The organism is Telmatospirillum siberiense, from assembly GCF_002845745.1.
Lineage (GTDB): Bacteria > Pseudomonadota > Alphaproteobacteria > Rhodospirillales > Magnetospirillaceae > Telmatospirillum > Telmatospirillum siberiense.
This window is the reverse complement of sequence record NZ_PIUM01000002.1, coordinates 1-15,912: the sequence shown is the minus strand read 5'-3', so window position 1 is coordinate 15,912 and position 15,912 is coordinate 1. Positions and strand designations below refer to the sequence as shown.

Annotated in this window: 10 protein-coding genes and 1 pseudogene; all 11 read left to right on the top strand. The window is 62.9% G+C overall.

Annotation, left to right across the window (positions count from 1 at the left end):
- Positions 1-42: 42 nt before the first annotated feature.
- Positions 43-2,829: a FlgK family flagellar hook-associated protein gene (locus CWS72_RS02135; protein ID WP_101248925.1), complete on the top strand. Its 2,787-nt coding sequence runs from the start codon at positions 43-45 to the stop codon at positions 2,827-2,829.
- A gap of 204 nt (positions 2,830-3,033) precedes the next feature.
- The gene (locus CWS72_RS02130) at positions 3,034-5,022 is read left to right on the top strand and encodes a flagellar hook-length control protein FliK (protein WP_101248924.1); all 1,989 of its coding nucleotides are present in this window, start codon (positions 3,034-3,036) and stop codon (positions 5,020-5,022) included.
- 254 nt (positions 5,023-5,276) lie between these two features.
- Positions 5,277-6,935 carry a flagellar basal-body MS-ring/collar protein FliF gene (gene fliF, locus CWS72_RS02125; protein ID WP_241911535.1) on the top strand — a complete coding sequence of 553 codons (1,659 nt, stop codon included), beginning with the start codon at positions 5,277-5,279 and terminating at the stop codon, positions 6,933-6,935.
- Between the two features lie 45 nt (positions 6,936-6,980).
- Complete coding sequence (gene fliG / locus CWS72_RS02120) at positions 6,981-8,003, top strand: flagellar motor switch protein FliG (RefSeq protein WP_101248922.1); 1,023 nt, start codon at positions 6,981-6,983, stop codon at positions 8,001-8,003.
- The gene (locus CWS72_RS02115; RefSeq protein ID WP_101248921.1) at positions 8,003-8,734 is read left to right on the top strand and encodes a FliH/SctL family protein; all 732 of its coding nucleotides are present in this window, start codon (positions 8,003-8,005) and stop codon (positions 8,732-8,734) included. The genes fliG and CWS72_RS02115 overlap by 1 nt, the downstream gene beginning before the upstream one ends.
- A 139-nt stretch (positions 8,735-8,873) precedes the next feature.
- The gene (gene fliN, locus CWS72_RS02110; RefSeq protein ID WP_101248920.1) at positions 8,874-9,191 is read left to right on the top strand and encodes a flagellar motor switch protein FliN; all 318 of its coding nucleotides are present in this window, start codon (positions 8,874-8,876) and stop codon (positions 9,189-9,191) included.
- A 19-nt stretch (positions 9,192-9,210) separates the two neighbouring features.
- Complete coding sequence (gene flbD / locus CWS72_RS02105; RefSeq protein WP_101248919.1) at positions 9,211-10,584, top strand: sigma-54-dependent transcriptional regulator FlbD; 1,374 nt, start codon at positions 9,211-9,213, stop codon at positions 10,582-10,584.
- A 268-nt stretch (positions 10,585-10,852) separates the two neighbouring features.
- Positions 10,853-12,904 (top strand): flagellar biosynthesis protein FlhA, encoded by a 2,052-nt coding sequence (gene flhA / locus CWS72_RS02100; protein ID WP_241911553.1) that lies wholly within the window; start codon positions 10,853-10,855, stop codon positions 12,902-12,904.
- A 3-nt stretch (positions 12,905-12,907) separates the two neighbouring features.
- The gene (locus CWS72_RS02095) at positions 12,908-13,903 is read left to right on the top strand and encodes a flagellar biosynthesis protein FlhF (protein ID WP_101248918.1); all 996 of its coding nucleotides are present in this window, start codon (positions 12,908-12,910) and stop codon (positions 13,901-13,903) included.
- Entirely contained in the window at positions 13,900-14,697 is a 798-nt protein-coding gene (locus CWS72_RS02090) for a MinD/ParA family protein (protein ID WP_101248917.1), read from the top strand. The genes CWS72_RS02095 and CWS72_RS02090 overlap by 4 nt, the downstream gene beginning before the upstream one ends.
- A pseudogene (locus CWS72_RS27320) lies at positions 14,694-15,912 on the top strand (hypothetical protein); the annotation flags it as partial. The gene CWS72_RS02090 and the pseudogene CWS72_RS27320, both read left to right, overlap by 4 nt.

Here is a 15,912-nt window from a genome sequence, read left to right as displayed (position 1 = left end):
GATGCGGACCGGACGTAAACGGATCACGGGGGACGTGCGAGCATGGCGGCCACGGGGGAAACAGGCGCGGTAACCAATGGCCTGACTTGGGCGCAGCAACAGGCCGCGTCCAACGGCGGGGCCGCCTATGCGGCGGGCGCCGCGATGGCCGCGGCGGCCGCGCCGAAAACGAAAAAGACCAAAACCGAGCGCCCCGACGAATCCTGGATTCTGGGTGCCCTGTTCCCCCTCGAAGCCATCCAGAGCAGCGTCGAAGAGGGCCTGAAAGCCAGCATCCGGGATGCCATCGGAACGTTGCATACGCTGTTGGCCGACGACAAGATCAGCGAAACGCTCCAGAAGCTTCTGGGTGCGCCTGAGGATCCCGCCTCCATCGCTCATTCGATGCGCGATCTGACAGACGCCTTTGCGGACATGGCCGACCAGCAGGGGGCTTCCTCGAAAGCCGTGATGCGGGCGGCGGCGACCTTCACCGATAAGCTGAAAACCACGACGACGCAGATCCAGGCCCTGAGAAGCCAGGCCGATAGCGATATCGGCATTACCGTCGGGAAAGCGAATGCGATCTTGCGGCAAATTGCCGATCTCAACAATAAGATCGCCTTCAACGCGGCGGTCGGGCAGTCGAGCAGCGCCATCGGAACGGAACGGGACGCGGTGCTCGACACTCTGTCCGGCACCTTCGATTTTGCCTCTTTCAACCGTGACGACGGCACCGTCTCGCTCTACACCAAGGGCGGCACCCCTCTGATCAACGGCTCGGTAACCCCCCTTGAGCACAAGGCCACCGCGAAGATCGAACCGTCGATGACGCTGTCCAACGGCGGATTGAGCGGAATCACGGCCAATGGGATCGACATCAGCGGCCATGTGACGGCCGGCACGCTCCACACCCTCTTGAAAACCAGAGACGCCACCCTGCCCAACGTGCAGAGCCAATTGGACACTTTGGCGCAAACACTACAGTCGCATATCAATCAGATCAGCAACCGGGCATTGGCCCGCAAGGGGTTGACGTCCACCCGCCGCGGCAGCAGACGCTTCACCGATCCCACGATACAGAAATTCACCCTGTTGGGGGGCGATGTCATCCTCAGCCTTTCGACAGCCGAGGGAAAGCCGGCCGCCAGCGTCGGCCTGTCCCTGCTGATGAAGCAGTATCTGCGCTCCAACGGACTGCCCGGCAACCGCCCATGGACCGCCCCCCAGGCCGCAATGGCTTTGAATCGCTGGTTCGTTCAGCGTCTCGGGACCCGGAGCGAGCCTTACACCAGCCTCAACGAGGATGGGCAGATCGTCTTCCATCTACCCCAGGGCTCCGTCACCGGGCTAACATTTCAAGACCAGCGGAGCCTCGCCTATCGTTCGTCCAGCGTCGCCGACGCCAATAAGCCGCTCGGCCTTTCCGGAACGATCGCCTTCACCGACAGCGCCGGCAACCTCATTTCCACGGACCGCGCCAATCCTCCCCAGCCCATCGTTCCAGGCGACAGCCTCACCGCCATCGCCGGCAAGCTCAAGAGTTTGGAAGGGCTGGATGCGAGCGTGATCGAAACCGAAAGCGGCGTAGCCCTCCACGTCGCCACCACCATCGGCAGCGACATCAGCATCGAACCCGACATGGGCGGAACGAATGTCGTCGCCGGCCTGGGGCTTCGGCCGGCCCCCGACCAAGCGCAAGACGACGTTGTGGTCAATTATCAGCCCGATTCGCAAGGATCGAGCTTCCTCAGCTCTCCCCGGCCCGACGCGACGACTCCGCTGGGCCTGGATGGACCGTTGGTGTTTCGCAATCAGGAAAGCGAGTTGATCGCGCAACTCATCCTGAGACCCGACTGGACGCTTGCCACCCTCACGTCGCAGATCAACGGGGCCGCCAAGAAAAAAGACATCAAGGCGACGGTCATCCATGCCGGAAATCAGGTCGCCCTGAAGATCGCCGCCCCCATGGGCCAGAAAATGCGGATGGATGGCGCGCCGGACTCGTTCCGCAGCAGTCCCGCTGAAGCCTTTTCCGCCGCTGGCGGTACCTTGGCCGTCAATCTCGACGGAAAGGCCGTTGGCCGGCTCGACGTCAAGGCAGGCAGCGATCTGCAAACCATCGCCGAGACGATCAATGCCCCCACGGAGCCATTCGCCGCATGCGGCATCAGGGCCTCGGTGGAAGAGATCGGCGACTACTCCTTCCTGGAAATCGCTTCCGACACCGGCCTCCCCCTCGCCTTTCAGGGAGAATGGAAAGGACAGGGAGGCGGCGACACGCTGGCATTGCAATTGAATGTGCGCGACAGCCTGGGGCTCAATCCGCCGGCGACGCAAGCGATCCCGGGATTCACCAATTTCCTTGGCCTGAACGACGTCTTGGCCGCGACCCCCTTCGACGCCTTCGACGGCAAGGCTCCGACCGGGGTTTTCACCACGACGGCCATTCCGGGAACGGCCCAGTCTTTGAGCTTGAGCGCGGACATCCTCACCGATGCCTCGATCCTCGACGACCCGGCATTCATCACCCGAATCGCCAATCTGCTGCGCGGACAGGTCAATCTCGGCGCGGCGGGCAACATGCCGCGCGGCAGCCATACCCTGACCAACTACGCTGAAACGATCATCGCCACGGTGAAGGCTCAGGCAACCGTCTCACGCGGACAGATCGATTTCCAGCGCACGCTGCTCGACGGACTGAAACTGCAACATTCGCGAGTCGGCGGCATGAACATGAACGATACGGTCTCGACGCTGACGGCCTATCAACAGGCATTCCACGATTCGTCGCGCATCGTCTCTACCATGGCTCAATTGTTCGGAAGCCTGGACGCGCCGGTCCATTGACCAGAGGGACCGGCGAAATCGGGGGAGCAGACATTGCCTTTTCCCAAGAGGAAACTTTGACCGCCCGGCAAATAATGCTCACTTCGGCAAATCCTTCCGGATGGCTGAATTGGCGAAAAAGCGCACCTCTTGGCAACGCTCCAGTTGGCCCGGGAATTGCTTCACATACTCCAGTCCATTGACCCGCAGCAGGAAGCAGAAATTATGGCGCTAGAGGCCATTGCAGTACAATCCAACCGCACCTCTGCAACGCCCCTGACCGTCAATCGCCTGTCGGACGGAAGTTCCGACGGCTTCGCCAATCTCCTCATGCAATCGGTTTCCACGCTGGGGCAAGACCAATCCCAGGACCCCGCCGCCATCGGCAGGTCTCAACCTTCCGGCGGCGACGCCACGGAGAAGCATGCGAAAACGGCCTCGACGCGCCGAGGGACCAGCACCTCGCTCAGCGCGCTGCAGTCGTCTTCCACCGATGCATTGACGGCGTCGCTGGACTCGTCGGCCATGATGTCGCCCCCGTCTTCCCGTGACCTGACGAGGACCGGCACGTCCACTCTGACCGACTCAAACTCGTCCGGCTTGGCTCAACAACGCTCGGCCCTGGCCTCGAGCGGGTCCGCAACCCCCGCGCAAATCGGCAACAGCCAGGGGAGTTTCCCGACGCGCCCGCGCGCAGCCCCGCCCGCATCGTCATCCGGAACCGCAAAATCCTCGACGGCCGGCGCCGGCAAACAAAGCCGGAAAGCGGATACCCAAGCCAACAATACGGCCGACACGACGGCCGCAGCGGCCGGAAACGGCGTTCCACCCCAAACGAACGACGCGGTTCAAGAGGCTCAGGCGGCTCAGGCGTCCGCCCCCGCCGCCCAGACGACAGAGACATCGCCGAACGGAACGGATAGCCGATCCGAAACCGGCTCGAGCGTACCTTCCGACGCGATGGACCCTTTGTCGGGCGGCAATCCGCTCGGCCAATCTCCGGCCTCGGCCGCCTCGCCGGAAACGGCCGGCGCCGACGGACAGACAACCACTCCTTCCGCATCGGCATCGACCGGACAACAAGACGCCAGCGGACAGATCTCCGGTTTGGCGGCCTCCCAGAGCCCATCCGCCGACGCGGCACAACCTCAGGCCGGGCAGAATGCCGACGCGCAGACTGCGACACAATCGTCGCAGACCGCGGATTCCGCCACCGCGACACAAGCCGCCTCGCTGGGTCAAATCGCCGGTTCGACGCGGGTTTCGGTGAAAAGCTCCGGCACGGCAACCTCGGGAAGCGTGCCCCAGCAAAACACCAGTCAATTGGCGTCCAATGCCGCCGTTGCCGCCGCCGCCACCAGCGCGGAACCGGCGACCGCGACTTCGGTCGACACATCTTCCTTGGGCCAGAACGGCCTGACCGTGGGCGTCTCACCGATTACCTCCCAGTCGGGCGGACAATCCGGGACATCCACCTCATCCGGCGACCAGGAGGCCGACACCAAGGGAAGCGGATCATCGGCTTCGGCTTTCGGACTTTCGGGAGAACAGGACGCCTTCCATCTCGACGCGTCGTCTTCGGCGGGCAAGGCCGATATCGCGACCGCGATGACCTTGACGGGCGCGGCGGCTTCCTCATCCAACCCCGTCGAAGTAAAAGCCAATCTGGCGACCGATGCCGTCATCGCCGCCCCTGGTGGCGTCCAAAGCCTGACCCAGGCGCAGGAAACCTCCTCGGTAAGCTCCTCCCAGCCGGTTCGCCAGACGGTTCAACCCAGTCCGACCGATCAGATCAAGGTGCAACTGAGCAAAAGCCTGAAAGACGGCACGGATACCCTGAGCCTGCAACTGCATCCGGCGGATCTCGGCCGGGTCGACGTCAAGCTTGAGATGCAGAACGGACAAGTGAAGGCGACCGTGACCGCAGATCGCCCGGAAACCCTGCAACTGCTGAAAAACGATGCCAGCAGTCTGCAGCAGTCCTTGAACAATGCCGGCCTCAGCACGGACGCGAACTCGCTGAGCTTCCAATTGCGCGACGAACAGCAGCGTCAGGCGGCCCAGAACGGGCAAACCGGACAGAATGGAAACAACGCCGGCCTCGCCGGCGATAATTCCGGGGAAGACGACGAAGAGGGGGGAGCCGCCGCCCAGGCCTTGGCCGCCTTGCAGCAGACCGGTGGCGAAGGCAGCGGTCTCGACATCAACGTATAATACCGGCGAGCCGTTGATCTGACTTTTCGCCGGCATAACTGAGTTTCCGGGCGTTCATCCCGCCCGGCAGGTCAACAAACGATCCTCGCCGACCTCTCGGCCGGCCCACGATGTGTCCCGCCCCGGTTCCCCTCCGGGTCCGACCCGGCAAGATTTGCCCGGTCGTTAACCTGTGATTCATTTTCAAGGTATAGCGTCGGCTTGATGGAAAAAGCTGCGCAATGTCACGCGCATGCGACGTGGGGAACCCAGCCGTGAACGCATTCCTTCAATCTCTGAAAAATCTCGGCACGATGCGCCTGACCGCCATCGCGGGGGGTGGCGTCGCGGTTTTGGCCTTCCTCATTTACGTCATGGCGCGCATGTCGTCGCCTCCCATGGAAATGCTCTATGGCGGGCTCGACCTGCAAGACGCCAACATGATCGTGAACAAGCTGCAGGCCGACAAAGTTCCCTATGAATTGCGCAAGGAAGGCTCCGAAGTTTGGGTGCCCCGGGATCGCAAGCTCGACCTCCGCGTCAAGATGGCCGAGCAGCAACTGCCGAGCGGCGGCTCGGTATCGACCGGCTACGAGGTTTTCGACAAGGGCGACATGCTGGGTTCCACCAGCTTCATGCAAAACCTCAATCTCGTGCGTGCCATGGAAGGCGAACTGGCCCGCACCATTCATTCGATCGAGCGGGTGAAGTCGGCCCGGGTCCATCTGGTTCTGCCGAAACGTGAAATGTTCACCCGCGAAGTGCAGGAACCTTCGGCCTCGATCATCTTGAAGATGGACGGCAATGCCCGCCTGTCCAAGGCGCAGGTCAAGGCCATCCAGCATTTGGTGGCGGCGGCCGTGCCGAAGCTCAAGCCATCGCGCATTTCCATCGTCGACGACAAGGGCACGCTGCTTGCCAGAGGCACCGACGACGACCGGACAGCCGCGGCCGAAACCGCCGACGAATTGAAGCTGAACACCGAACAGCGTCTGCAAAGGACGATCGAGGATCTGTTGGAGCGGTCCATCGGCCCCGACCGCGTGCGCGCCGAGGTTTCCGTCGAATTGGATCTCGACCGCGTCGCGACGACGCAGGAGACCTATGATCCGGACAGCAAGGTGGTGCGCTCCCAGGTCACCGTCGAGGAAGGCGAGCAGACGCAGGACGCCGAAAGCAATTCGGTCAGCGTGCAGCAGAACCTTCCCGATGCCGGCGCCAACAACGCCGGGGCGAAGAGCCAAAGCAAACAGAACCGCACCCAGGAAACGGTGAATTACGAAATTTCCAAGACCGTCAAGAATCAGGTCAAGGAATTGGGCGCACTGAAGCGGGTCACCGCCGCCGTTCTGGTCGACGGGCGGTACGGGCCACCAGCCGAAGGGCAGAAGAAGCTGTCCTATCAACCCCGCAGTGAAAAGGAAATGGACCAGATGGCCAGCCTGGTGCGCAACGCCATTGGCTATGATGCCAATCGCGGCGACCAGGTCGAGGTCACCAATATGCCTTTCGCCGGGCATGACGAGCCCGAGCCCGACGGTTCGGAGAACAAGCTGTTCGGCTTCGATCGCGACTTCATCGAGAAGGTGGCCTCCAATCTCGGCCTGTCCGTGGTCGCCATCCTTTTCCTGCTGCTGGTTCTGCGTCCCCTGGTCAGCCGTGCGGTGGAATCCATGGCCGCGCAGGGCATGAGCGACCGGCGCCTGCTGACAGAAGGCGGCGGGCCGCCGTTGCTCGGTCCCGGCGCCATGCCGCCGGCTCCCGCCGCGGGCATGCTGACCGACGAGATGGAAAGCGTCGACGAGTTGATCGATATCGACAAGGTCGAAGGCCGGGTCAAGGCCTCCTCGCTCCGGAAGATCGGCGAAATCGTGGAAAAACACCCCGAGGAAGCACTGGGCATTATCCGGGGCTGGATGTATTCGGATACCTGACCATTGCTGAGTTAAGCGGAAGACCTTAAGTCGGGATCGAGCCCTATGGCACCACGTATGAAAGAAGACTATCGCAGCCTGACCGGCCCCCAAAAGGCGGCCATTCTGATGCTGTCCCTCGGTGAAGAACAATCATCGCGAATCTTCGCGATGATGGACGACGAGGAGATCAAGGAGATCTCCCAGACCATGGCCAATCTCGGCACGGTCAATGCCGGCGTGGTGGAACGCCTGTTCGTCGAATTCGCCGATCAGATCTCCTCGACGGGATCGCTGGTCGGTTCCTACGAGAGTACCGAACGGCTGCTGATGAAGACGCTGTCCAAGGACCGCGTCGACATGATCATGGAGGAAATCCGAGGTCCCGCCGGACGCACCATGTGGGACAAGCTGGGCAACGTCAACGAGACGGTGCTGGCCAACTATCTGAAGAACGAATATCCGCAGACGGTCGCCGTCGTACTGGCCAAGATCAAGGCCGACCATGCGGCGCGGGTCCTCTCGCTGTTGCCGGAAAACTTCGCCATGGAAGTGATCATGCGCATGCTGCGGATGGAGGCGGTGCAGAAGGAGGTCCTGGACGGCGTCGAGAAGACGCTGCGGACCGAATTCATGTCCAACTTGGCGCGTACGGCCCGCCGCGACGCCCACGAGTTGATGGCCGACATCTTCAACAACCTCGATCGCAACGCCGAAAACCGGTTCATGAGCGCGCTCGAGGAACGCAACCGCGAATCGGCGGAGCGCATCAAGCAATTGATGTTCACCTTCGAGGATCTGGTCCGCATCGACATGGCCGGCATCCAGACCCTGCTGCGAAGCGTCGAGAAGGACAAGCTGGGCATGGCCCTCAAAGGCGCCTCAGACACCATCAAGGAACTGTTCTTCAAGAACATGTCGGAACGCGCCGGCAAGATGATGCGGGAAGACATGGACGCCATGGGGCCGGTCCGCCTGCGCGATGTCGATCAGGCGCAAAGCGCCATCGTCGTTCTGGCCAAGGAACTCGCCGCCAGCGGCCAGATCGTCATCTCCGAGGGCCGCGAAGAAGATGAGTTGGTGTATTGATGGCGAAGCTTCAGAAATACCTCTTCGACCTTGATTTCGACGCGCCGCCGCCGCGGCCGATGGAGATCGTCGTCGAGGACGAATTCGCCGACATGACGGACGAGGCCCTGGAGGATGTGCCTCCGCCACCTCCGACCTTCTCGGAAGAGGAACTGGCGCTGGCCCGCGAGCAGGCGACGGAGGCGGGACGCCAGGCCGGACTCCAGGAGGCCGAAAGTTACAACGAGCGTCTGATCGCCTGGGCCATGGAGGCGATCGCCACCCAATTGCAGGACATGGCCGCCATTCAGGAGGCCGCCAACGAAGAGCGCATGCGCGACGCGGTGGCGGTGGCGACGGCGGTGATCCGCAAGCTTCTCCCCGAAACGTCGCGGGAGCACGATCTGGAAGAAATTACCGGCGTGGTTCGGGAATGCCTCTCCCACATCGAGAAGGACATCCGTGTCACCATTCGCGTCAACCCCGAGCACATGGACAATATTCGCGAGCAGGCCGAGCAAGCCGCCGAGACCACGGGGTTCGAGGGCAAGCTGATCTTCACCGCCGATCCGCGCATCGCCCCCGGCGATTGCCGCGTCGAATGGGGCGATGGGGGAGCCGAGCGGGACCAGGCACGCCTGTGGGAAGAAATCGATTCGGTTATTGCCCGGGCGATGGGGGAACCCCTGCCCGATCCGGTGGCCGAGGAGAATCCCGGGGATGCCGACGGCGAGGTTGCAATCGCGGATTAAGAATGGTTGTGTGCCCCGGCTGGAGGTGGCGATTGTCCACCGTCCAGCCGAATCGAAGGGCACCGGGTGACGGAATGACGGTCCCGCTCTGACATGGCGACAGAGTGCGATATCGGAGTGAGGCCACGGGGAGAATTTGATGTCGGATCTCGAACTGAACGAACTGAAGTCGGATATGATGGATGCCGACATCCCGGAAGGTCCGCGCTCGGCGCGCGACCTGGAAGCCGTCTATGACATCCCGGTGCAGGTCTCCGCGGTTCTCGGCAAGGCGACGATGCAGGTCAACCAGTTGTTGAAACTGGGCAGGGGCGCCGTCGTCGAACTGGATCGCAAGGTCGGCGAGGCCATAGACATTTACGTCAACAATCGTCTGGTTGCCCGTGGAGAGGTCGTGGTGGTGGAGGACCGACTTGGGGTGACGATGACGGAAATCATCAAGACCGATCGCAGTTGAATCGGTGGAGTAGGACAGCATGCAGCTTCTGATCATCGGTAGCTTGGACGGACAGGTCGGCGCCGCCAGCCAGATGGCGATGGCACGGGGAGCCAAGGTAACCCATGTCGACACCGTCACCGGCGGTCTCGAAGTATTGCGCGGCGGAATGGGGGCCGATCTGGTGATGATCGACGTCAAATTCGACGTCAAGGCGCTGGTCGACAGCCTGGTCAGCGAACGGATCAACATTCCCGTGATCGCCTGCGGTATCGGTACCGATGCGAGCGCCGCCGTCCGCGCCATTCGCGCCGGAGCCAAGGAATATATCCCGCTTCCTCCCGATGCTGATCTGATCGCCGCAGTGATCGCCGCCGTCACCGAGGAAAGCCACACCATCGTTTATCGCGACCCGGTGATGGGACAATTGATCCGCATGGCCGAGCAGGTTGCCCCCAGTGACGCCTCCATCCTGGTGACCGGCGAATCCGGAACCGGTAAGGAACTGATCGCCCGCCTGGTTCACAAGAAAAGCCGTCGCGCCGGCAAACGGTTCATCGCCATCAACTGCGCCGCCATCCCCGAAAACCTTCTCGAAAGCGAATTGTTCGGCCATGAGAAGGGCGCCTTTACCGGCGCCGTGGCACGACGCCTGGGCAAATTCGAGGAAGCCACCGGCGGCACCCTGCTTCTCGACGAAATCAGCGAGATGGATATTCGCCTCCAGGCGAAACTGCTGCGCGCCCTTCAGGAAAAGGAAATCGACCGGATCGGCGGCAATGTGCCGGTGAAAGTCGATGTGCGCATCATCGCCACCTCGAACCGCAGCATGGAAGATGAGGTCCGCCGCGGCACGTTCCGCGAAGATCTGTACTTCCGGCTGAACGTCGTCAACCTGCGCCTGCCATCCTTGCGCGAACGCCCGCTCGACATCGAGATGCTGGCCAACCATTTCCAGAAAAAATACGCCGAGGCGAACGGCCTGCCGTCAAGGCCGCTGTCCGACACGGCGAAACGCATGTTGCTCACCCATCACTGGCGGGGCAACGTCCGCGAGCTTGAAAACACCATGCATCGCGCCGTGCTGCTGGCCAACGGCACCGAAATCGGCTCAGAGGCCATCCTGCTGTCCGGAGCGCCGACGGTTGCCGATCCGGCTTCGACCGTCGTCGCCACCGCCGCCGCCGCCGCGTCCGCCGCGACCGGCGCCACCAAACAGCTGGTCGGCCGGACGGTGTCCGACGTCGAACGAGATCTGATCATCGATACTTTGCAGCATTGCCTGGGCAACCGGACGCATGCGGCGAACATCCTGGGGATTTCCATTCGCACATTGCGGAACAAGCTTCGCCTGTATGCCGACGAGGGCATTCCCGTTCCCTCGCCCGGCGAAGGGGAACATTCGGCCGCCTAGGATTCCGGCCTGAACGTTTACAGGTGTCGGATCCAAGGGGCCGGACAATACCCGACCCCGCCAGAGGCGAGGCGACTGCATCATTTGAAGTCTTCTGGGCATGGCGCGGTCCGCCGCATCATCCAGTAAGTTGGGGGAAGGAACTCTAACCGTGGCCGACAACGCCGAAGCCGCCTCAGCTCCCGTCGCCACGACCGCCGGCACCACGTCCGGCGTGGGTGGTGCCGGATTCGGCAATCCGGCCATGAAGGCGACGCTGGATCAGGTGATGCGCGCCCTCAAGCGCGGCGACATCGTCTTCGCCCTCGGCGTCGTCCTGCTGCTGGTGGCGATGATCCTGCCGATGCCGGCTTGGCTTCTGGACATCGCCCTGGCCTTTTCCCTGACCTTCTCGGTGATGATCCTGATGACGGCGATCTTCATCGAAAAGCCGATGCAGTTCAGTTCCTTCCCGACGGTGTTGCTGATCTCCACGTTGCTCAGGCTGTCCCTCAACCTGGCATCGAGCCGTCTGATCCTCACCCATGGCCACGAAGGAACGGCCGGCGCCGGCAACGTCATCCAGGCCTTCGCCGGCTTCGTCATGGGCGGCAATTTCGTCATCGGCGTGATCGTCTTCGCCATCCTGGTGATCGTCAATTTCGTGGTCATCACCAAGGGCTCGACCCGTATCGCCGAAGTGGCGGCCCGCTTCAACCTGGACGCCATGCCCGGCAAACAGATGGCCATCGACGCCGATCTGTCGTCGGGCCTGATCGATGAAGGCATCGCCCGGGCGCGACGCAAGGAGTTGGAAGGCGAAAGCTCCTTCTTCGGCGCCATGGACGGCGCCTCGAAGTTCGTGCGCGGCGACGCGGTGGCCGGTCTGATGATCACGGTGATCAACGTCATCGGCGGCATGATCATCGGCATGGTGCAACAGCATCTGGCCTTCAGCCAGGCGGCCGACTTCTATACGAAACTGACCGTCGGTGACGGCCTGGTCACGCAGATTCCGGCCCTGATCGTCTCCACCGCCGCCGGTATGCTGGTCACCAAGGCAGGCTTGCAGGAGGCGACCGACAAGGCCCTGTTCGGCCAGTTGTCCAGTTATCCCAAAGCGCTCGGCATGAGCGCCTTCCTGCTGATGTCGATATCCCTTCTGCCCGACATGCCGATGGCGCCCTTCCTCGGATTGGCGCTGCTTACCGGCGGAGCGGCTTATTTCCTCGACCGCAATGAGCGGAACCGGGTCGCCCAGGCCGAGGAGGAGGCGCTCAAGGCCCCGCTCAAGGCTCCGGTCGCCGAGGATCCCATCGCGACGGCGCTCAAGATCGACCAGGTCCGGCTCGAACTGGGCTACGGCCTGTTGGCGATGATCAACAATCCGCACGGTCAGAAACTGACCGATCAGATCAAGGCCCTGAGACGCGCACTGGCCTCCGAAATGGGCTTTGTCATGCCCAGCGTGCGCATCCAGGACAATATGCAGTTGCCGGCCAACAACTATACGGTCTTCATCAAGGAGGTGGAGGCGGGACACGGCGATCTGCGCCCCAACATGCTGATGGTCATGGACCCGCGCGGCGAAGACATCACGCTGGCCGGCGAGCAGACCCGCGAACCGACATTCGGCCTGCCGGCCGTCTGGATCGATCCCGCCAACCGCGAGGAAGCCTTGTTCCGCGGCTACACGGTGGTCGATCCCTCGACCATCATCACCACCCATCTGACCGAAGTCATCAAGGACCATATGTCCGATCTGCTGTCCTACGCCGAGACGCAAAAACTGCTCGACGAACTGGACAAGGAAAATCAGAAGCTGGTGGCGGACATGGTGCCGTCGCAGATCACCCTGGGCGGCATCCAGCGGGTTCTGCAAAATCTGTTGCAGGAGCGGGTTTCGATCCGCGATCTGGCCTCCGTTCTGGAAGGTGTCAGCGAAGCCTGCAGTCACAGCCGCAACGTCATGATCATCACCGAGCACGTCCGGACCCGCCTCGCCCGTCAGATCAGCGACGCCAACACCAGCGCCCAGGGTTTCATTCCGCTGGTCACGCTGTCGCCCGAATGGGAACAGGCCTTCATCGAATCGTTGCAGGGTACCGGCGAGGAGCGTCAATTGGTGATGGCCCCGTCCCGCCTTCAGGATTTCATCACAAAGACCCGCCAGACCTTCGAGCGTTTTGCCATGCAGGGCGAGACCCCCGTCCTGCTGACCAGCCCGACGGTACGGCCTTACGTCCGCTCGATCGTCGAACGCTTCCGTCCCGTCACCGTGGTCATGTCCCAGTCGGAAATTCACCCCAAGGCGAAAATCAAGACCATGGGGCAAATCTAAGCGATGCGGCTCAAATCATATACCGCACCCAGCATGGCGGAAGCCATGCACATGGTCCGTGAGGAACTGGGAGACGACGCGATCATCGTCTCGACTCAGCGGGCGGCGGGCGGCAAGGGGATTCGCATCACCGCCGCGCTGGAACCGACGGATGTCGAAGACGCCATCAACGAAATGCTGGCCGAGGCCAACAGCACGCCGGCCGCCGAAGTGGTGCGCGAGGCCCTGACCGAGCATGGCGTGCCGGCACGTCTGACCGAACGTCTGGTCAACGCGGTGCGCATGAGCGGCATCGAAGATCCGTTGGCGGCCTGCACCGCCGCCCTGGAAGCGGGTTTCGCTTTCGCGCCGCTGCCCGATCATGGCGCCCCCCGCCCTTTCATGCTGGTCGGACCACCCGGCAACGGGAAATCCATGGTGGTGGCCAAATTGACCGCCCGCTCGGCCCTGAGAAACCGGCGAGTAGGCGTCATCACCGCCGACAATGTCCGTGCCGGCGCCACCGAACAGCTCGCCGCCTTCACGCGCATTTTGCAAATCGACCTGATCCCGGCCCGCGGTCCGGAATCGTTGCGCCGCGCGGTCGAGCAATGCGCCGGCGCCTATGATATCGTCTTCATCGACAGCCCTGGGCTCAACCCCTTCAAGCAGACCGACATGGAATATCTGGCGGCCCTGGTGGAGGCCGCCAATGTCGAGCCTATCCTGGTGCTGGCCGCCGGCAGCGATCCGGTAGAGGCCTCCGAAGTCGGCGAGGCCTTCGCCGCCGTCGGTGCGACACGACTTTTAGCCACGCGCCTTGACACCACCCGCCGATTGGGCTCAATCATGGCGGCAGCAGACTCCGCGCCACTAATGTTTTGCGATGTAAGTGCGACACCCCATGTCGCGAATGGAGTAACCCCCATCAGCGCCCCTACCATGGCGCGCATGTTATTGCCCAACGTTTCTCAGATCAGCGCAAAGTCAGCCCCAACGACGACAGAGGCCACTTTATGACCGCAACGCCAGTCCCCACTCTTGCGCCTCGGCCGACTCAACGGGCCAAGGGACGCAATGTGCTCGCCGTGGCGTCGGGCAAGGGTGGCGTCGGCAAGACGTGGTTCTCCATCACGCTGACCCATGCGCTGGCCCGGGCCAATCAGCGCGTGTTGCTGTTCGATGGCGATCTCGGCTTGGCCAACGTCGACATTCAATTGGGGTTGATGCCCAAATACGATCTGGGCAGCGTGGTCACCGGGCGCCTGACGTTGAATCAGGCTGCCGTCAATTATCCCGAGGGCGGTTTCGACGTCATCGCCGGCCGGTCCGGATCGGGATCTTTGGCCAACATCCCCCTTTCGCGCCTGCAACTTCTTGGGGATGACCTCAATCTTCTGGCCTGCGCCTATGATAGAGTGGTCCTCGACCTGGGCGCCGGTGTCGAAAAGACGGTGCGGGCCTTGTCCAACAATGCCGGCACCATCCTGGTGGTGACCACCGACGAGCCGACATCGCTGACCGATGCCTATGCCTTCATCAAGGTGACATTGATGGAACGCCCCGGCACCGATATCCGCGTCGTCGTCAATATGGCCAATTCGACCCGCGAGGGCGAACGCATTTACAATACCCTGCTCAAGGCCTGCGAAGGATTTCTCAAATCCTCCCCCCCTCTGGCCGGAGTGATCCGCCGGGATCTCAAGGTCAGGGAGGCCATCCGGAACCAGAGCCCGCTGCTGACCCGATCGCCCAATAGCGAAGCCGCCGCCGATGTGGAAGCCATCGTCGACAAATTGCTAGGAGGCCGATGAGCACCATTTCCCCGTCCCTGCCGCCATCCGGGCCCATCGCGACGCCCACCCCGGCGGCAGGCGGAGTTACGGTGTTGAGCGACCCCGCAGCCCTGTTGTCCCGCCTTGCCGCGGGTTCGGTCATCGAATTGACATCGACCGGCACCGGGACGGCGCCGGCCAAGACGGCCGTCACCTTGCAAAATTCCGACGGCGCCCTTGAGGTCAAACTCCCTGTCGCGATGCCTGCCGGAACGACCCTTCAACTGCGCGTGGGCGACGCCGGCGACGCCGTTCCGCTTCGCCTGCTCACCGTCAACGGCCAACCGATATCCCCTGCCGGACAAACCGCTTTCCGGCAGCCCGCCGCGTTAGGTGGGACGGCGGCGGCGGCCCCGGCCGACACGGCCACGACATCAGCACCTGTCGTAAGCACGCCCCCCACCACCGATGTCGTCGCGTCATCACCGGCAAAAGGCGTCACCGCGACCGTCATATCCAACCAAACGGGCCAGGCCGAGAAGAACACGGCGGCGCCTCTGCCGGCCGGCGCCACCTTTACCGTCCGAATCGTCGATATTCAAAATGGCGCCGCCGCCCCTCCGGCCGGAGCGAATTCCGCCACCATCTTTTCCGGACCGGGCATCACGGGCGAGCCTTTGGTACCGGACAACCCCTTCACCACAGCCAGTCTGGCGCGGCAGGCCTATGGCCAATCGGGCACATTGATTCCGGGTCCGCCCCCGGCATTGAGTCCCCTGCCTCCGCTGGGAGGGGCTCCACTTCCACAAGCCCCCCTCCTGCCAATGGCTGAAAAGACGGCCCCCCCGGTGGCGGAGGACAAAGGAACCGCCGCGCCCCCCGCCTTGGCCTCGTCACTCCCCACAACCAGCCAATCGCCCGGTACCGTCGCTTCACAGCCGCTGCCGGTGACGTCAGGCCCCCCCCCGGGCACTTCGCCAACGACGCCGGCGGCGGGAACGCCTACGCCGGCGTCATCCCCGGACGTGATCGGCGCCCCTCAACAAACGGCCGGAGGAGCTCCCCTCTCGCCGACTCCCCCTGCGGGACTCGGGGGTCATCCATCCGATCCGCCAATTGCCGGACCGTCATCCCCCCCCGCCCCATCCGGTCACGCGGCCGAACCGCCATCACAACCTACGGTCAATCCCCCCGTCGCGTCGGATCCAAAGACAGCCGCTTCCGCGCCACCGGCACTGTCTCTTATACACATCT